This window comes from Streptomyces sp. NPDC088246, from assembly GCF_044741025.1.
In the GTDB taxonomy this organism is placed as follows: Bacteria; Actinomycetota; Actinomycetes; order Streptomycetales; family Streptomycetaceae; genus Streptomyces.
Window position 1 is genome coordinate 20,547 of sequence record NZ_JBIURV010000005.1, and the last position, 17,841, is coordinate 38,387.

General features: G+C 67.0%; 17 protein-coding genes and 1 pseudogene. 8 read left to right on the forward strand and 10 right to left on the reverse strand.

Annotated features, from left to right (window positions below):
- Positions 1-351: 351 nt before the first annotated feature.
- On the reverse strand, positions 352-528 hold the full coding sequence (locus tag ACIPEK_RS09325) for a hypothetical protein (protein ID WP_401992795.1): 177 nt from the start codon (positions 526-528) through the stop codon (positions 352-354).
- A 362-nt stretch (positions 529-890) separates the two neighbouring features.
- Here ACIPEK_RS09325 and ACIPEK_RS09330 point away from each other — a divergent pair, with 362 nt between their 5' ends.
- Complete coding sequence (locus ACIPEK_RS09330) at positions 891-1,136, forward strand: hypothetical protein (RefSeq protein ID WP_401992798.1); 246 nt, start codon at positions 891-893, stop codon at positions 1,134-1,136.
- A 298-nt stretch (positions 1,137-1,434) separates the two neighbouring features.
- On the forward strand, positions 1,435-4,350 hold the full coding sequence (locus tag ACIPEK_RS09335) for an NACHT domain-containing protein (RefSeq protein ID WP_401992801.1): 2,916 nt from the start codon (positions 1,435-1,437) through the stop codon (positions 4,348-4,350).
- A gap of 52 nt (positions 4,351-4,402) precedes the next feature.
- Here the strand turns inward: ACIPEK_RS09335 and ACIPEK_RS09340 are convergent, their stop codons facing one another.
- The 4 genes from ACIPEK_RS09340 to ACIPEK_RS09355 are packed head-to-tail and all read right to left on the reverse strand — an operon-like array spanning position 4,403 to position 7,180.
- Complete coding sequence (locus tag ACIPEK_RS09340) at positions 4,403-4,630, reverse strand: hypothetical protein (protein ID WP_401992804.1); 228 nt, start codon at positions 4,628-4,630, stop codon at positions 4,403-4,405.
- On the reverse strand, positions 4,606-5,739 hold the full coding sequence (locus tag ACIPEK_RS09345) for a hypothetical protein (protein ID WP_401992807.1): 1,134 nt from the start codon (positions 5,737-5,739) through the stop codon (positions 4,606-4,608). The genes ACIPEK_RS09340 and ACIPEK_RS09345 overlap by 25 nt, the downstream gene beginning before the upstream one ends.
- A complete protein-coding gene (locus ACIPEK_RS09350; protein WP_401992810.1) occupies positions 5,732-6,934 on the reverse strand; it encodes a tyrosine-type recombinase/integrase in 1,203 nt (400 codons plus the stop codon). The genes ACIPEK_RS09345 and ACIPEK_RS09350 overlap by 8 nt, the downstream gene beginning before the upstream one ends.
- Before the next feature lie 24 nt (positions 6,935-6,958).
- Positions 6,959-7,180: a hypothetical protein gene (locus tag ACIPEK_RS09355; protein ID WP_401992813.1), complete on the reverse strand. Its 222-nt coding sequence runs from the start codon at positions 7,178-7,180 to the stop codon at positions 6,959-6,961.
- A gap of 98 nt (positions 7,181-7,278) precedes the next feature.
- On the opposite strand from ACIPEK_RS09355, the gene ACIPEK_RS09360 reads away from it, so the two are divergent.
- From ACIPEK_RS09360 to ACIPEK_RS09385, 6 genes and pseudogenes are all read left to right on the forward strand, one after another.
- Complete coding sequence (locus tag ACIPEK_RS09360; RefSeq protein WP_401993435.1) at positions 7,279-8,388, forward strand: tyrosine-type recombinase/integrase; 1,110 nt, start codon at positions 7,279-7,281, stop codon at positions 8,386-8,388.
- Between the two features lie 63 nt (positions 8,389-8,451).
- A complete protein-coding gene (locus ACIPEK_RS09365; protein ID WP_401993438.1) occupies positions 8,452-8,772 on the forward strand; it encodes a helix-turn-helix domain-containing protein in 321 nt (106 codons plus the stop codon).
- A 9-nt stretch (positions 8,773-8,781) separates the two neighbouring features.
- A complete protein-coding gene (locus tag ACIPEK_RS09370) occupies positions 8,782-11,337 on the forward strand; it encodes a hypothetical protein (protein ID WP_401992816.1) in 2,556 nt (851 codons plus the stop codon).
- A gap of 195 nt (positions 11,338-11,532) precedes the next feature.
- Positions 11,533-12,783, forward strand: coding sequence for a serine/threonine-protein kinase (locus ACIPEK_RS09375; RefSeq protein WP_401992819.1), 1,251 nt, complete (start codon positions 11,533-11,535; stop codon positions 12,781-12,783).
- Positions 12,783-13,127, forward strand: a complete 345-nt coding sequence (locus ACIPEK_RS09380) for a hypothetical protein (RefSeq protein WP_401992822.1) — start codon at positions 12,783-12,785, stop codon at positions 13,125-13,127. Before ACIPEK_RS09375 ends, ACIPEK_RS09380 begins: the two co-directional genes overlap by 1 nt.
- A 202-nt stretch (positions 13,128-13,329) precedes the next feature.
- A pseudogene (locus ACIPEK_RS09385) lies at positions 13,330-13,464 on the forward strand (phosphotyrosine protein phosphatase); the annotation flags it as partial.
- Between the two features lie 107 nt (positions 13,465-13,571).
- Here ACIPEK_RS09385 and ACIPEK_RS09390 read toward each other — a convergent pair.
- The 5 genes from ACIPEK_RS09390 to ACIPEK_RS09410 form a co-directional block, all read right to left on the reverse strand.
- The gene (locus ACIPEK_RS09390; RefSeq protein ID WP_401992825.1) at positions 13,572-14,336 is read right to left on the reverse strand and encodes a hypothetical protein; all 765 of its coding nucleotides are present in this window, start codon (positions 14,334-14,336) and stop codon (positions 13,572-13,574) included.
- Positions 14,337-14,433: 97 nt separating this feature from the next.
- Positions 14,434-14,943: a hypothetical protein gene (locus tag ACIPEK_RS09395; RefSeq protein ID WP_401992828.1), complete on the reverse strand. Its 510-nt coding sequence runs from the start codon at positions 14,941-14,943 to the stop codon at positions 14,434-14,436.
- Positions 14,944-15,075: 132 nt separating this feature from the next.
- Positions 15,076-15,771: a hypothetical protein gene (locus ACIPEK_RS09400; protein WP_401992831.1), complete on the reverse strand. Its 696-nt coding sequence runs from the start codon at positions 15,769-15,771 to the stop codon at positions 15,076-15,078.
- Positions 15,772-15,834: 63 nt separating this feature from the next.
- On the reverse strand, positions 15,835-17,340 hold the full coding sequence (locus ACIPEK_RS09405; protein ID WP_401992834.1) for an ATP-binding protein: 1,506 nt from the start codon (positions 17,338-17,340) through the stop codon (positions 15,835-15,837).
- Positions 17,341-17,366: 26 nt separating this feature from the next.
- On the reverse strand, positions 17,367-17,819 hold the full coding sequence (locus ACIPEK_RS09410) for a DUF6238 family protein (protein ID WP_401992837.1): 453 nt from the start codon (positions 17,817-17,819) through the stop codon (positions 17,367-17,369).
- Between the last annotated feature and the right edge of the window lie 22 nt (positions 17,820-17,841).

Below are 17,841 nucleotides of genomic sequence, written 5' to 3' on the forward strand. Positions count from 1 at the left end.
GTCGAGGTTCCCGAGCGACCCAGTCGTTAGCTTCCCGCTCGGGCATCCGGCGTGCGGCTCTTCGGCTGGGTGACCCAGTCAAATACACGGCCGTTCTTGCATTGAACTTCTTGGTGGAGTGGCTACTGAGGCAGTGGGCAGTCAGAAGTGGGGGTTCTCGGTGGGCCGGTCGGCTTCGGTGGCTGCCTGGAGCAGTTCGGTGAGGTCGTCGGGTTCGGACGAGCGTTGATCGATCCACCACCCGGCACGGGTGATGGTGCGGGTGGCTTCCTCGATCTCCTCCCACTCCGGTTCGCTGGTCTCGCCTTCGAGGACCAGTGCGGTGTGGGCGGAGGCCAGGACCTGGTGGCGTCAGCGCACGCCCCAGGCGACGGCTCGCTCGGTCCCCTCCAGGGGAGGCATCCGGTACTGCTGCGACCAGGCTTCGGATTCGGCCTGTTCCTCGGCCCGCTTGGTCTTCAACCAGGCGGCCTTGTCCTGTTCGTCTCCTTCCTCGGCGGCCCGCCAGCAGTTGGTGCTTATCTGCACTTCACTCGTATGGGGTGGAGCCTGGTCTGTGAGTGATGTGGCGGACGACGATGTGGAAGTTGAATTTCCATCAAGAAGCCGGTCAGCAGGTCGCGCCAAGCACCGCAGAGCCTCGTGCATCCGGCGCTGCAGGCAGTTGCAGCAGCGGTGCGACCAGCTCGTGGTCGGAGGCGCGTGACCTGTGGCAAGCTCATCCCCCTTGGGGAGAGGACTAACTGATGAACCGTTACCAATGCGGGTCGTGCTCGTATCAGAGCGACCATCCCGGCGAGGCTCAACAGCACTCGCACCAGACGGGCCACGTTTGCATCGGCAGGGACGGTGCCGGGCCAGCCGAAGGTAAGTTCGGCAAAGCCAGGGTCGTGGTTAGGGTCGGCGCCAGCGTTCTGGCCGCCACGACCATCGGGGTCCTCGTCTGGAAGTACAAGGGGCTTCAGGAAGAGCACGAGGAGCTCCAGACGAAGCACGAGGGGCTTCTGTCCATGGCTGAGGGACTGGTCGTGCAGTTGGCGGAGTCGACGGCGGAGAACGAGAGTCTGAAGTCGGAGAACGACTACCTGAAGTCGGCCACCGGTGCCTCGAAGACGCTCAAGAGCTACGACTGTTGAGTGACGGCGTACTGCGGGGTAGTGCCACTGGTGCACGGGTGCCCCGGCGCTCGATGCCGTTGGAAGGTCGAGCGGGCGCCGGCCCATCCCGGTGTTAGATCCCTTCTCCGCAGGTCATCCATTCGGGAAGATCAACTGATCGTTGCGGTTCAGCCACCGCTCAGCGCAGTGGCCCGAGTTGCAGAACCCGCCGAAGCACGATCACCTGAGGACCGTGATCAAGCTCGGAGGCTGTGCAAAAGAGTGACCCCCGTGAAGTGCGGAGCTAAAGGTCAGCGCGCTGTGCCAGGATTACCCGATGGACTATGACCTGACGCGTCTGGGGTGGCGAGAGTTCGAGCACCTGTCTCAAGCACTGGCCAAGTGCGTGCTTGGCTCTGGTGTTTCAGTCTTCGGGGACGGCAAAGACGGTGGTCGGGAGGCGGCGTTCACCGGTCAGGTTCCTTACCCCAACGAGCAGCAGTCTTGGGATGGCTATGGGGTGGTACAGGCCAAGTTCAGGCAACGTTCCCAAGGCGTTAGCTCTGGCACCGAATGGCTTGAGCGCCAGATCGAGGCGGAGTTCAAGGCGTGGCTCCACCCTGATTCCAAGCGCGGGCGGTTGCCAGACTATTTGATCTTCACGACTAACGTGCCCCTCTCGCCCGTGCCTGAGACCGGCGGAATCGCTCGTGTTGATCGACTTATATCTTCCTACGCCAACAAGTCAAAGGTCGCCCTGAAAGGCTGGGCCGTGTGGCACGGCGACGAGATTTGTCGCTTTCTAGACATTCACGAAGGCGTCCGTCGGGCCTTCGCCCACTTCATCACCCCCGGTGATGTTCTCTCACGCTTGCTCACCACGGTCAGTGACGCGGATGCCGATACCACAGAATTGATCCGCGCTCATGCCGGCAGGGAACTCCTTTCCGATCAGTGGGTGCGCCTCGGTCAGGCTGGAGCTCAGGCAGACGATCAAAAAATCCGACTCGGTCCGGTAGCGGTCGATCTGCGCGCCACCTTTGGAGAGCGTGATACGCGGCCAGAAATGGAACGGGCCCCCATCTACCAAGACGGACCAAGCTCATACTCTACCCGTGTCGCCGCATATATCCTCGAACGTGGTGATACGGTTCTACGTCCGTCGCGGTACACCTCGACAGAAGCGCGGAATGTCGTGTTGATTGGCGGTCCTGGGCAGGGAAAGAGCACCCTTGGACAGCTGATCTGTCAGGTCTATCGCGTCGCTCTCCTTGATGAAGAAGGCGAGCATCTGCTCACCACTGAGGCTCGCGCAATCCTACATGCTCTCCGTCGCGATTTCGCAGATATCGGGCTGCACCCGCCCCAGGGCCGCCGGTGGCCCATTCGTATCGCCCTCAATCAGTACGCCAATGCCATTCTTGGCGGCGAGGACGTGAGTCTCCTACGCTTTCTAGCCGATCGGGTAGGTCACCGCAGTTCCGTGCCAGTCACTGGTATCCACATCAAGCGCTGGTTGCGGACATGGCCGTGTCTGCTGGTCTTGGATGGACTCGATGAGGTGGTCTCCCGCCAGGCGCGGGAGGAAGTAATGTCCCGCATATCTGATTTCCTTCTGGAAACCCGACAGATCGATGCGGATCTCCTCGTTATTGCAACGACGCGCCCGCAGGGCTACAAAGGCGAGTTCCACTCTGGCGACTACGAGGCGCTCACTTTGGTACCCATGTCAGACAGTGATGCACTGCATTATGCCGAGCGGCTCGCCACCGCGCGCCATAGTGATGACCCCGACATGCGCGACACTGTGTTGGAGCGAATCAGAACAGCTGTATCCGAGGATGGCACCACCCGCCTAATGCGCTCGCCGCTGCAAGTGACAATCATGTCTTTGCTGGTGGAGCGACGCGCCCGACTACCGCAAAACCGCTATGAACTTTTTGACGCCTACTACGACACCATCTACGCTCGCGAAGTTGATAAGCCGGGCGTAACCGGACAGCTCCTTGCTGACAATAGGCTCCACATCGATTGGCTTCACCAGCATGTGGGGCTACTCCTGCAGATTCGCGCAGCCAAGTCGCAGGAACTGGATGCGGTGATCGAAGATGATGAACTTCGCGAACACATCCGACAGCGACTGCGCGAGGAAATCGAGGACCCGGATGAGTCCGAGGTCCTAGCTGGTAATCTGCTGGAAGCAGCAACCGACCGGCTTGTCTTGCTCGTTGCCCCGAATGCGGGTTTCATCGGCTTCGAAGTACGCAGCCTTCAGGAATACATGGCTGCCCGGGCGCTAATCTCCGGTCCTGAAGCCGAAATCGTCCCGCGACTCGAATCTCTCGCTGCCAGCTACTCATGGCGTAACACCTGGATGCTGGCCGCTGCAGGCATCTTCACGCACCGTCCGCACCTGCGCAGCGACCTGATCAACGCGCTACGTTCGCTTGATTCCAGGGACGCTATGACAATGCTTCTGGTTCCTGGAGCGCAGCTGGCGCTAGATCTCCTAGATGACGATTTCAGCCGTCATCACCCTCGCTTTCATAATCTGCTAGTTGACTATGCGACTACGCTAATCGGACGCCCTCCACGGATCGATATTCTCCAACGCGCCGCACATAGTTTGGTTTCGGCAGCGCAGCGCCATGAGCAAGCTCGTATTCGAGTCGAACACGCAATACGAGATGCGCTGAGCGCACGTGACGCCCGACTCCTAACGGCTCTCGGAGTCCTAAGCTACCTGGCCCGAGCTACAGGGCCTGGAAGTGCATGGGCTCGCCGCCTACTTGCCGCGACTATTTTCAACTTCAGATCCGAGGAACGCTCGGCAGCAGCAGTTCTGTCCAGCCAGTATCTTTCAGGAATGATTCCAGATCTCCCTTCTCTCGATTTCGAAGTAGTCAAAGACTCCAATCTCGCCCAGTACCTACGGGATCACCTACCGGCAGGTGAACTATCAGAGCTTGACCCCGTCCGAGGCTTTCTTAAGGCACTTGAACGACACCCCGTTCATCAGGTTCGAGTCGAAGGCATTATTATTCCTGTCGTCGAACCTTCACTCCCCCTGGATAGTGAAGAGGCGCTCGCCGCCACAGGCGACCCACAATCGATCGAGGCGTGCATCAGCGTCATCAACGCCCAGGACATTAAATCCTGGCAGATCACTATGACTTTCACGCAGCTTCTCGACTTGCTCGCCTACCCCCTGCTACTTCCTCCAGGAGACCTCAAAGTCACCGGCGTTAGCTGATTGTTTATGAACATTCAGCCGGGCGGGCAGACGCCCTGAGGTCCAGCACGCATCACTGGCCTTTCGTCCTCTTGCTAAATCTGGGCAACTCGAGATCGACGAGAGGGCGTCCTGTCCGGCGCTGACTGTCTTCCCTTTTGGCACGTAGGAGTTGGAGGGTGAGGTCGAGTCCTTCAAGCTCACCGGCCCAGCCTTCGGCTTGGGCGCGGGCTCGGCGGGTGATGAGATCGGCTTCGAGGTCGTTGAGTCGATTGATCATCTTCGGGCTGATCTGGAGCATGGGACACCTGATGCCCCGTTGACCGAACTAACTGAGGTGCCCCCTGGGCTTCCTTCGAGGATGGTGTCGACACCGATGCGGGGCTTGCCGTCGTGGCGGACGCTGATCTGCTGGCGCCAGGAGCTGTAGAGGTCGGCCGGAATGTTTAGATCGGCTTGCTCGGGGTTGATCTCCTCGATGCGGGCCCAGAAGTGGTGGGCGACGTGGCGGACGAGGTGGACCAGGAAGGCGTAGTCGGTGTCGGACTTGCGGCGGTGGAAGTAGTCGAGCAGGAGCCGTCGGACACTCTGGTTGCGGATGGTGTGGCGGTCGACGAGTTCCTCGAGAGTGAGCTGGCCGCGGTGCAGGGCCTGACGCAGGGTGGCGGGTGTGCTGGGTGCGAAGTGGCCCATGGCGTGCAGGACGTTCCAGGCAGCATGCCCGGCGAACACGTTGGCGTCCTTCTTGCCGGGCCGCAGAACAGCCTTCGCCGTGCGTGAGGCGTGGGCGTGGTGGAGCAGCGCCGCCGGGCTGAGGTCGGCGAAGCCGATGCCCTGGACCGCGAGCAGGCAGCACACGTCGAAAAGTGCTTCGCGTTTGTGGGGCCACGAGAAGTCATGGTGAGCGACCTGGGTGGCGTACTTCTCCAGCAGGGGGTCGTTCTGGGCAGCGATGAACTGGTCAGGGAATCCGTTGAAGTTGTGCTTCTTCATCACCAACAGCGTCGGCTGGACGACGCGGAGGCAGAACAGAGCCCTGACGCCGACGCTGTACTTCTGCCCGGTCCGGTTGGCGCCCAGGTCAGCGGCGGTGATCTCGCCGCGGCCCAGCGGGCTGGCATCCCAGCGCTGTTGCCAGGTGCTGCCCTCGAACCCGCCCAAGTAGGCCAAGACGCGCCGGGTGGAGGCCCGGTGCTGTTCGGTGGTCCGCGCGGACGCTGCCGGCGAGGCGTCGTGCGCGAGCTGGCCGATGAGCAGCGGCGCGGCGGCGGACAGATCCCCGAAGGGGCGCGGCACGGTGGTCGGCAAGGCCGGTCGGGCCTCGATCTGGCTGGAGGCGAAGGCCGGCTCGTCGCCGGTGTGGGTGTGGCGGCGGCTGACTCCGGTGGTGGGACGGGCGAGGTCAGGCACCGAACACCGCCTCGATGTCCGCTGCGGCGTAGCCCGCGGGGTAGTGCCGGGCCGGGCCGGGCCGGGGCGTGGCGTAGTGCTCGGTGAGTTTGTCGAAGAGTTCCTCGATGTGGACGGCCAGATAGCGGTTGGTGGTCTGGATGTCAGCGTGTCGCGTGATCGTCTGGACCTCGGGGAGCGTGAGTTTCCCGCCATTGGCCATGCGGTAGGCGGCGGTGTGCCGTAGATCGTGCAGGGACCAGTTCGTTCCCAGCAGGGTGTTTGCCCGCTGCATGACACGGCGCATGGCCCAGTAGGTCAGCGGACGGTCGGGGCCTCGACGGGCCCTCCAGAGGGGTCCGCCATCGGTGGGTGTGCCGGCCGCGTCGAGGTAGAGGGCCAGGCGGAACAGGCCCTGCGGGGAGACCGGGACCGCTTCCCTGGCCCGGGTGCCCTTGGTGATCACATAGATCCGCTGGCCGGACCAGTCGATGTCGCCGACGGCGATGCCGAGAAGTTCCTTGGCGCGTGCGCTGCTGGAGACGAAGATCTCCAGCAGCGCCCGGTCCCTGTCGCAGTTCATCGCGGTGAACAGTTCGTCCCACAGCCGGTCGGGAATCGACCGCGGCGACCGGTCGGACACTCGCTGCCGTAGCCGGGCCCGGCCCACCATCGGCGTAGGTTCCAGCGGACTGCGGTGCCCCAGCGCGCAGCGCCGCTGAGCCGAGTGCGGCACCGGGTTGACGACCGGTCCGCGGCCGTGATGTGCGTGGAACTCGTAGAACCCGCTGATCACCGTCAGAGCGTGGTTGATGGTGCGCGGCGAGTACCCGGCGCACAGGGACGCCTTGCCCGTGCGGAGATTGACCGTCCCGGCCACCGGAGCATCGGCCCGGTGCCGCTGACGCTGCGGGTTGGCGGCCGAGCGCAGCCAACCCGTCAGCACCGCGACCTCCGACTCCGTCGCCCGCTCCCACCTGGTGCCCAGCAACCACAGCAGGCGGAACCACCGGAGCATCCCGTAGCCGTAGCTGCGGCAGGTCAGCGGGCTGGAATCCCCAAGCGCCAGGTCCCGCAGAAACGCGGTGACCGGCTCGACCTCGGCCCCCGTCGCATCGAGCATCGCGTACGGCGGATGTGCCCGGTTCACCTCCACCACTCGTCCAAGGCGAGGGATGGCCCTGCGGCCCTCCATCAACTCAGCGCGTACACGCATCACTTGCTCCTTGATCGCGGCCTGCTACGCCGTGACCAACGAGGCGAGGATGGTGCAGTTAACAGAGCACTCTTGCTTGGCGAGCCACTCGGCGAAGCCCGCGCGACGGTCGGCCGCCCGGTCGGACAGGTCGCGCTCGTTTCGGTGGCCACAGGAGTGGGTGATCTGCCAGGTGGTCTTCACTCCCGGGTAATTCCGTTTAACGGGCGTTGCGTTCGAGGTCGTGCGGTTGTACTGCTGCTTCAAATCGAGAGCCTCTCTGTTGGGGTGTGGGGTGGTGGCCTGCGTCGTTGCGGAGCGTCGTGCATCGGATGCACGATTCACGCGGCGGACGGAGGTGGTTGATGGTGGCGGGCGGCGGGCCGGGGGAAGCTTCCGCACGGCTGGTGTTGCTGCAGGGTGTGTCCCTGCTGCGGCCCGAGGACGCTGTCTTCGAGGCGATGCTGGAGGGGTGGACGCGTCAGCAGCGCGGTGGGCGACGTCTGCAGCCGAAGACGATCGGTGACCGGCTCCGGGTGGTGGAGCGCTTCTCGGAGTTCGCGAACGCCTATCCGTGGCAGTGGACCGCGTCGGACCTCGACGACTGGATGACGCACCTCATCGGTGTCTTGCGCCGGGCAGAGTCGACAATCCGGAGCTACCAGGGTGCGATCCGGCTGTTCTGCGACTACGTCACCTCGCCGCACTACCAGTGGCCCGCCGAGTGCGAAGAGCGCTTTGGAACCCACCCGGTTCAGATCTGCCACGAGTGGAACACCGTGGCCCATTTGGTCGAGTGCGAAGGTCGGCGGGGCCGTCGGCCGATGACGCGGGCCGAGCTGCAGACGTTCTTCGACTACGCCGACGAGCAGGTCGAGCGTGCCGTGCGGATGGGACGGAAGGGTGCGTTGGCGGCGTACCGGGACGCCACGGTCTTCAAGGTCATGTACGGGTGGGGCAGCCGATGTACAGAGACGTCACGCCTGGACACGGTCGACTTTCACCGCAACGCCGCAGCACCGGAACTGGGTGATTTCGGTGCCCTGCACGTACGCTACGGCAAGCGCACGAGGGGGTCGCCGTGGCGGCGGCGCACGACCCTGTCGGTGATGCCCTGGGCCGTGGAGGCGGTAGCCGACTACGTGGCCAACGCCAGGCCGCGGTACGCGAAATCGGCGGACCATGCGGCGCTGTGGCTGACGGAGCGGGGTGGTCGGTTGCAGCCGAGGGAGATCGAGGATCGGTTTGCTTCCTACCGGGATGCGCTGGGTCTGGATGGGGATCTGGTGCCGCACTGCCTGCGCCACAGCCACGTCACGCACCAGATCGAGGACGGCGCCGACCCGGCGTTCGTGCAGCGGCAGGTCGGTCACCGCTACGCCTCGACGACGGCCCTGTACACCGGCGTGAGCGGGGACTTCATGAACGCGATGATGCGGAGAATGCTGGACCGGGCCCTGAGCCCGGTGCGCTAGCCGACGGCTGGGGAGAGGGGACACGTGCGGAAGTTGGATTACCGCTGGCATCTGCGGGAGGTGATGGCCATGCGGGGCATGTTCGCCACCACCGACCTGCGCCCACTGCTGGCTGAGCGGGGCATCGATCTTTCGCCGTCGCAGGTCTACCGGCTGGTGACAGAGCGGCCCGAGCGGCTGAATCTGCCGGTGCTGATGGCCGTGATGGACATTCTGGGGTGCCGGATGGAGGAGCTGATCGAACCGGTGGCGGCGCAGGCGCCGGCCGCCCGCCGGGCGGCCGGCGAGAACAACTCGGGCCGGTCTGGCGGTGCGGGGGTGGGGGAGTTCCGTCCCCGCCGGGCCCGGGTTCTCCCGTCGCCCGAGGACGGGCCAGCGAAGTAGGTGGCCGAGATGGAGCTGCCGCGGTGGCAGACCGAGCCCGAGGCGGTCGTGGCTGACGTGGTCGCCGCGGTCGATCCGTCCTGCTGGCCGAGCGTGGTGACCGGTGCGGTGGAGCGGGTGTTCCGGCAACGTCCGCAGCGGCGCGAACTCGCCCGGATGCTGGAGTGCGATCCGTCCCTGTTGACCTCGGGCCTGCCGCAGGTGCCGCGACTGGTGGAGCGGCTGATCCGCGACCTGGTCGAGGGCGGGGCCTCGGGGCTGGTGCTCCCGAGGTGCGCCGCGTGCGATCGCCAGCGGCCTCTCACCGCTACCTCTCCGGAGGGCCGCATCTGCGGCACCTGCTACAACCGGTCCCGAACCGAGGACCGCCGCTGCGTCGAGTGCGGCCGTCGCGACTTCTGCGGTCGGGACCGGCAGGGGCGTCCGCGGTGCCGCAAGCACCTGCCCGACCAGGGAATCGATCCGGCACACGAGATCGCGCAGCTGCTCGCTGCGTCCACGGGGCTCGAGCCGGACGTGCTGGCGGGCGCGGTCAGGCAGGCGGAGCGCAGCCGCGCCGGACAACTGCGCTTGTGGTGGGCGCTGTCGGACCGCCCTGACCTCTTGACGGGCGCGGGCGCACACGGCCCGCAGGCAGTCTCCGCACTGGCGCAGATCCTGGTCGATCGCGGTGCGCGCGGCGTCGTGGTGCCGCTGTGTCCGTGGTGCACCGCCAGCACCAACCTGGTTAGCGTGCGCGATGGCGTGCGCTGCTGCTCGTACTGCTGGGCGAAGAACCGGACGGCCCGATGCGCACGCTGCGACCGGGACCGGCCGGTGAGCGGTCACGACGGCGAGGGCCGGGAGGTGTGCGGTTCCTGCCGACAGAAGGACCCGTTGAATCACCGTCGGTGTGACGGCTGCGGGGAGACGCGCCTGCGCCGCAGGCGTACCGAGGACGGTGGCGGGCTGTGCCCGGCATGCTGTACCAACCCCTACGCCCTGTGCGCGACCTGCGGAGCATGGCGGCCGTGCTGGTTCGCCTCGACGCCGGCGCCGCGCTGCCAGCCGTGCACGGCAAAGGCCCGGCACCAGGCGGTGTGCGTGGGCTGCGGGCAGATGCGCCGGGTCAACAACCGCACCACGGACGGGGAACCTCTCTGCGCCACATGCGGCAAGCCACCGTCACCGTGCGACGGCTGCGGCAAGACCTACCGCATCTCCGCGCTTGTTCCCGACGGGCGACGCCTATGCCAGACTTGCTGGAGCAAGCACCCCAGCGCCAAGAAACCCTGCGAGCGCTGCGGGATTGTCACCCGCCTCTTCCACCGAGGGATGTGCCCGAACTGCGCCCGCGACCGCAGTCTGCGCGACGTCTTCGCCGGAGCCGACGGCCGGGTGCGCCCCGAACTCCAAGGCGTCGTCGACCTGCTGGGCACGCTGGACGGCCGCACGGTCCTGCGATGGGTACACAAGACCCCGGCCCGCCGCGCGGCCTTCCGGGCGCTGGCGACCACGACGGGCCCCGTTACCCACGAGAGCCTGGACGCCTTCGCCGACGAGGCGATGGCCGAGCATCTGCGCGCGCTCCTGGTCGCCCACGGCGTCCTGGCCGTCCGTGACGAACACCTCGCCCGGATGGAGAAATGGCTGCCGAAGGTCCTGGGCCGTCTTCCCGACGCGGGGGAGCGGCGGATCGTCGAGCGGTGGGCACGCTGGCAGCCCTTGCGCCGCCTGCATCGACAGCCTGCGCACCGCCCGACCAGTGCGGGGCAAGCCTGCGGGATCCGCCAGGAGATCCGCGCGGTCGTCCGGCTGCTGGAGTGGCTGCCCGGCCAGGGCAGCAGCCTCGCCGCGTGCACGCAGCACCACATCGACGACTACCTCGCCACGGGCTCGGCCGAGCGTCTGCGGATCCGGTCCTTCCTGCACTGGACCAGCCGCCACCTGCACACCCGAGCCCTGACGGCCCCCTTCTACACCAGCTCTCTGGCCGCCGACATCGTCGCGGCCGACGCTCGCTGGCGCTTGGTGCACCGGCTCGTTCAGGAGCCCGGCCTTGCCGTCCGCGACCGCACGGCCGGACTGCTCCTGCTGCTGTATGCGCAGCCTCCGTCCCGGATCTGCGCACTCACCAGGGACGATGTCCTCGACGACGGCACCGCGCTGCGACTGCGTCTGGGCACACATCCGGTGGAGATTCCGCCGCCGCTGGACACCATGGTCCGCGAGCTGCTTCGTCACCCGGTCAGCAAGGCGCACCGCCTCGAACCAGGCCCCAGCCGCTGGCTGTTCCCCGGTTCCCGCACGGGCCGGCCGATGGAGCCGGTCAGCCTGTCCCGCAGGCTCAAGGCACTTGGCATCCGGCCGCGGCCCACACGCAATGCCTCGCTTATGGACCTCGCCGCCGGGCTTCCTGCGTTCGTCTTCAGCCGCCTGCTCGGCTTCAGCGAGCAGACCGCCGCCAACTGGATGGCCGAGAGCGGTGGCGAGGACGCCTCCTACGGCGCCCACCGGGCCCGTATAGCAGGCAGCGCCCGACCGGCCAGTCACGGCGATCCGGTCACGGCCCCGCGGGGCCCGTGACCGCATGCGCCGCAGCCGGACGACATTCAGCTGCAGAAGGAGCTGTCCTGTGCCAGCGGCAGGGCCGCACTGGATCCGACGCCGATGGGCGCGGTGGTGGGCTTGACCGCCCGGACGATGGCGGAGTGGATGCGTTGCAGCACGAGACTGCTTCAGGAGGCTTACTCCGGTGAAAGCAGTGGGTAAGGGGGAGACATGGAGCAGGGGAAGGGGCCACTGGGGCGGGAGCTCGGCGGGCGGTATCGGATCACGCGCAACTTAGGATCCGGTGGGTCCGGCCGCGTCTGGGAGGCATACGACGAGACGCTGGAACGCCGCGTGGCTGCAGAGGCCATGGGGCGAGACCGCCTCACAGCGGTGGAAGCGCGACAGTTCGCCCGGGCGTTCACTGCACTGGACCATCCGAACATCGTCACCGTGTACGACCTCGTCGAAGAGGACGGAATGGTGTGGCTTATCAGGCCGCTCATCTCCGGCCCATCGCTGGCGACGTACCTTTCCGAGCATGGGCCGATGTCCAGCGAGCAGGCGCAGGACGTCGCGCGGTCGCTGCTTGACGCCCTGGCCGCGCTACACGAGGTCGGAGTTGTTCACGGGGATGTACGGCCCACCAAAGTCCGTATGTCCGGCAGCAGATGGGTGCTGATGCCGGCCCTCGGTGCACCGGCACGGGACGACACCTTCGATACCGATGATGGCCGGATGGAGGCCGCCGCGGAATACACCGCCCCTGAACTGGTGCACGGCGCCCAGCTAATGCCGAGCAGCGACCTGTTCTCGCTGGGGGTGACACTCTGCCTTCTGGTCACGGGACGCTCGCCGTTCCGGCGGGAGAGCACGTGGGCAACCTTGGCAGCGGTAACCAGAGATCAACCGCCATCACTCGAACACCTCGGTGAGTTCGGATATCTGATCTATGACCTGCTGGACAAGGACCCTCAGCGACGTCTCACGGCGGCCAACGCCCGGCTGAGACTCGACAGCCCACCACGGGGTGGGGCACCCATGGCAGCCCCGCCAGCGATGTCGATGCCTAGCTCAGCGGCCAGGAGAAGCGCCATGGGTCTCACAAGTTCGCTTCTGCTGGTCCTCTTGATACTTGCAACGGCTCTGGTCTGGGCTGTGCCGCGGGCCCACGTTTCCTCGGCCGACGTCTCGAACCTCCTTGTGGCAGTGCTGCCCTGGGCAGTGTTCTGCCTCGGCCTCTGTGTCCTAGTTCTCCAGGCACGCACTGCACTGACACGCAGCCGCGCACCAGCTTACGAGCCGCTCTCCGTTTGGCGCAGCTACACGCGATCGCTTGCGCCACCCGCTCGGTGGACCAACGAGGAACGGGAACAGCGTCGCGCTTCCGCCGAACAAGCCGTGGACGAAATGCTGTTGAGAATCGATCAGAGGGTGGCCTCCGCGGCACCCGGCCCGGGTGAGGGCAGGGGGATCAACTGATGTCTGACCAGGACACACCACCCGCCGGTACGCCCGCCTGGACGATGCCCTCCTTTCTCGAGGCCGACGAGGCACGCAAGTGGCAGGAGATTGATCCAAGTCACCTGGCTTGGCGGCGCGATCTCGTGGAGCGCCAACTTCACCGAGAACGCGTCGACCAGTGGGTGGGATACGGCTTCCGCCTGCTCGAGCACGTGATCGTTTTGGGATTCGGTGTTGCCTTCATCTGGCTGGGGTTCTACGCCATCAACCACAAGGTGTCGATGCAAGTCGTACCGATGATCGGCGGAGGAGTAGCAGGGCTCGCCGGAGCAGTCCTTGCGGTGAGAAACCGGCGTGAGTGAACCACCGCCTGAAAGCTTCTGCACTCATCAGGACACTGACCAGGAAGGACAGCCCACCGGCTCACGAGCAACACACACCGCTCCTGGGCAGAGCTGAACGCCGAGGAGGCAATCTGCCTCGGCGTTCAGCTCGGCGGATCACTATGAGCCTGGAGCGAGCGGCCCCTCTACAGCCTCGACATCAGCGCCAGAGGGGCACGGGCCTGGCAAGACCTACCTCGACTGGCAGCTCGACGACCCCGTGGGCCAGGGCATCGAGGCCGTGCGCCCGATTCGCCACGAGATCCGGCAACGAGTGCAGACACTAATCGCCGAGACCCGCACCGCGCGGACCTGAACCCTTCCGCCCTTCAACGCATTACCCGCGAGGCGGGGCATTCGTCACGTTCGAACATCCCGCTGTACCAACAACGGCCATGGGATTTGTTCCTTACGGGAGTTGGCTCAGCGGTTGCGGGCGAAGGCGATGCGCGGGTCGACCGGCCGGGCCGCCGGGGTGGCGGGAACCGGTGCCGGGCCTGGACCCGGGAGGCCGGCGCGGGCTGGACTGGTGGCGAGCGCGGCGGCGCTGGACAGGGCGCTGTGGGCGGGGAGGCCCTGGTCGCGCTCGTGGTGCGCGGCTGCCGCAGGAGCAGGGCGACTGCGCGCTGCGACGTCCTGAGCGAGGCCGGGATGGATCGCGACCTGGAGATCGGCTCGGCGCATCGACACCGTGGCACCGGCGACCTTCCCCAGGGCCTCACTGCGGTCGGTGGTGATGGGCAGCGTGTAGATGTCCAAGACCGGGTTACGCCGCCAGCCGTGTTCCTCCAGGATGAGACGGCCGCCGAGAGTGGAGAGGCGGTCATCAGTGGCCGCGACGATACCGAGCCGCGGGTGCTCGGCGAACGCGACATCGGGAGCTGCACGCGGAGGCCGGTCGCGAGCGGTAGCCGTATCGGAGGCCAGACCAGGGTCGAAGGCGGCGTCCGCATCGACCTGGTAGCCGGCCTTGCGTAGCAGCGCGACGGCTCGGGAAGTACGGCCCTGCCCGTCCCATTGCTGATCGGCCAGGGCGTACAGCGTCGGCTGGTCCGGGACGGGGTGGAAATCGAACCCATTCAGCATCCACGCGCTGGCCGCGAGGTTCTTCGGGTTCGCGGCGACGATGCCGTGGTCGGGGTGGTGGCCGAATGCGAGATCGGGCAGTGAGTCGTAGTGGGTGGGCATGGCTGATCCATCCGGTGCAGGCGCGGGGAGTTGGGCAGTAGGGGGCCGGGGCGGTTCTGTTGGTGCGGGACATGGCGTACTCCGATGCGGGGAGCGGTCAGCGACCGGGTACGGACGAGGGACGGACGGGCGGCAGCGCGGGGCGTACGGGCGAAGTTGCCGGCACTGGTGCCGCGGCCGTGTGCCGGGCGGTCGGTGAGAGCGCGAGGGCAGCACTCACGCGGGGCGAGGCGGAGGCTGGCCGTGGAGGCACACCGAGCTGGTCAAGGCGGGTGTCGATGGCGGCGAGCAGGCTCGGGACACTGCCGCCGTGCCGGGCGTGGGGACCGTTGGGCTCCGAGTTGTAGATCACTTCGTGGACTGTGGTGTCGTCGGGATGCCCTCGGGTCACCAACCAGCTTTCGGGGCGCCCGGGCGGGTGGTCGGTCGGCGGTTCCTGGGGCGGCGAGATGATCAGTGAACTGCCGTCGGGAAGTGCGGCGTGGACGATGTAGTCGCTGAGGCCGTACTCGACGGTGCACTCCAGGCCGCGCTGCCGAAGGGGAACGGTGAGGTGTTCGTACCCGTGTTCCTGTCGGAGGGCGGCCAAGGGCTGGTCGGAGTGCATGCGGTTTCTCCGTGTCCGGGTGCCCGTCAGCCGACGACGCGAGCCGCAGGCAGGTGGGGCATGGGGTGGTGGGATTCACGAGGATCCGGGGATCGGCCGGTTTGGTCGGGCCGGAACTCGGTGGTAGGGGCGTCAGCGGGAACGATGCGGAGCCGGTGCGTTCGACGCGGGAGGGACGGGCGGCGAGGCGAGTGGGGTCGTCTTGATGGCGGAGGCGGAGGCGGATCGGGCAAGGGCCACCTGGACCCGTGTCGCATGAGGGGACTGACCGGGATCCGGTCGACCGGCCAGATGGTCAGCGGCCCGGGCGAGCGCCGCGCCCTGGAAGGACAACTCGTCCGCGTAGTGCCAGCCTTCAGAGTTACGGATCTCCTGCGCCTGGCTCTCGTAGATCTCCCGCGAGCCGGGCAGCGAGTCGTCCATGAGGGCCATGACCTGATCCCACTCCTGCTGGATCTGGCCTGCTCGTTCCAGGGTGGTGTCGATGCCGCGCAGCCGCCGCAGGTCCTCGCTGATCGGCCCCTCGACGTAGTCGGCGCCGTGGGCGGCGGCGCGGACTCCGGCCAGTACCTCGGTGCTGTGGGCGAGGAAGGCCTCGACGTGTTTCCACGCTTCGGCATCACGGGCCACCTTGCCGTCCGCGTAGCCCTTATCATCGATGGGCCAGCCGTCCTTGTCGCAGAAGGAGTCCGAGACTGCGTCCCAGGCGTCGGACGCCTGCTTGATGCCGGCGGCGGCAGCGGCCAGAGCCGGGATGTACTGCCTCCACGCCAGATGGCCGGCGGTAGCCGGTGGCTGGTCCTCATGGGAAGCGGGAGAAACAGGCATGGTTGATCCTTGTTCTTGTACAGGGGCCCGCCGGGAGGCGGCAGTGAGGGGGCGGGGGCTGGGCTATGCCGACATACGGGCGTCGGTGTCGAACAGTTCGCGCTCGGCCGGGTGCAGGATGTGCTGAGTGATGAAGGAGCGGCCTGCGACCTTCCACAGGCCCCGGCCCTTGGTCAGGGCGGACACCGCCTGGGTCTCGACGCCGGTCAGACCGAGCAGCGAGGCAGCGGCAGCGAGTTGGTCGGGTTCCTGGCGGTAGATGATGCGGGTGGAGCAGTCGGCGAGGAGGCCCTCGGCCAGCACCCGGCCGCGCGAGCCGACATCGCCCGCCGAGAGTAGGTCGCTCAGGCGGTGGATGACCATCAGGTTGGCGATCCCGAGACCGCGCGAGAGCTTCCACTGGGACTGCATGCGCTCCAGCAGGCCGACGTGCCGCATCACCCGCCACGCCTCGTCGTAGATCACCCAGCGCCGGCCGCCGTCCGGGTCGGCGAGCGCGCTCTCCATCCACGCCGAAGCACAGGTCATCGCAAGGACCAGAGCAGTGTCGTCGCCGGAGCCGCCGAGGCGGGAGAGGTCGATGGACAGCATCGGCGTGGTCGGGTCGAACGTCACGGTGCTCGGGGCGTCGAACATGCCGCTCAGGTCGCCGTGGACGAGCCGGCGCAGGGCGTGCGCGAGGTCCTGTGCGGCTGGTCCCATGTGTCCGGCCTGGTCGCCGAGGGCTTGGTCGAGGCGCTCGGGTGAGCCGAGGATGTGCGCGATCTCGCCGAGCAGCGGCACCGTGCCGCTGGCGTCGGCCTCGGTCACGGCCAGGTCGAGCGCGAGGTCCAGGGCGGTGTGCTCCATTGGCAGGAGGTCACGCTTCAGTACGGTGCGTGCCAGGCCTGCCAGGAGCAGGAGGCGGCGCTTTCGCACCTCGGTTACCCAGGCGCCTTCGCTCACAGAGGCGGGCTGGGCCGGAGCGTCCAGCGGGTTCAGCCTGCCCGGAAGTCCTGGTCCCAGCGCGATGCTGTAGCCGCCGAGGGCTTGTGCGACGGCCGTCCACTCTCCCTTGGGGTCGCAGGGCACGTAGATCCGGTAGCCGTGGGCGATCGCCCGGGTGGCTATTGACTTGGCCAGCGCGGACTTGCCCATGCCGATGATCCCGGCCAGGACGGCGTTCGGGTTGGTGAAGCCCTCGATCCGCCCGCTGCTGTACAGCGAGAACGGGTCGTAGCAGAACGCTGCCTCCGCGTGGACGTCGCGGCCGATGAAGATGCCCTCCGCGCCCAGGCCCCCCTCGGCGAGGAAGGGGTAGGCCCCAGACACGGTGGCGGTGGTCATCCGGTGGGCGGGCAGGCGCAGCTTGCCGCCCCGCGCCGAGGATGGGCCGGGGCGCCCAGCAGGCGGGTAGGCCGGCCGCAGCTCCGGGGCGAGTGCCTCCTCGGCGCGGTGCTTGGGCGGGGCGCCGGCGAGGCGGGCCTGACGGCGGGCTTCGGCGAACTCGGCACGGGCGGCCCGTTGCTCGGCACGGGACGCCTTACGGGGGACGAACAGGTTGGTCGCGCTGGCGCGGGTACGAGGCATGAACGGTTCTCCAGGCGGAAGGCGGGTCAGCGGCGGACGAGGCCGGTGAACGGCGCGTGCAGGTCAGCCGGGGTAGTACGGTGGCGCGCCAGATGCGCGGTGCGCTGATGGCGCTGGCAGATCGTCAGCTCCGGTGCCCCTTCGGGCAGGCCTGCCCGGCATCCCTCGGGCGCGGGTACCTCGCCGGCGCCCGGACGGGGCGCCGCGTGGTAGGCGGCGTGTACGTGGTCGGCGGCCTGCCAGATACGGGTACGGGCGGCACGCAGCTGCTCGCCCTCGGCCGGGAGGAGTTGCCCAGTGCGGGCGGTGTGGGCGTCGAGCAGGCTGTACAGCGAGACGAGATGGGCGTGCAGGGCGTCCAGCTCGGTGCGAGTGGTGACAAGGGGACCGCCGGGAAGGTTGAGCGCGCGGTGGAAGTCGAGCGCGGCGGTGGCGAAGGGCACGAAATCCTGCGCGGTCGTACCGGATGTGCGGGACATGAGGGGTGCTCTTTCAGAAGGA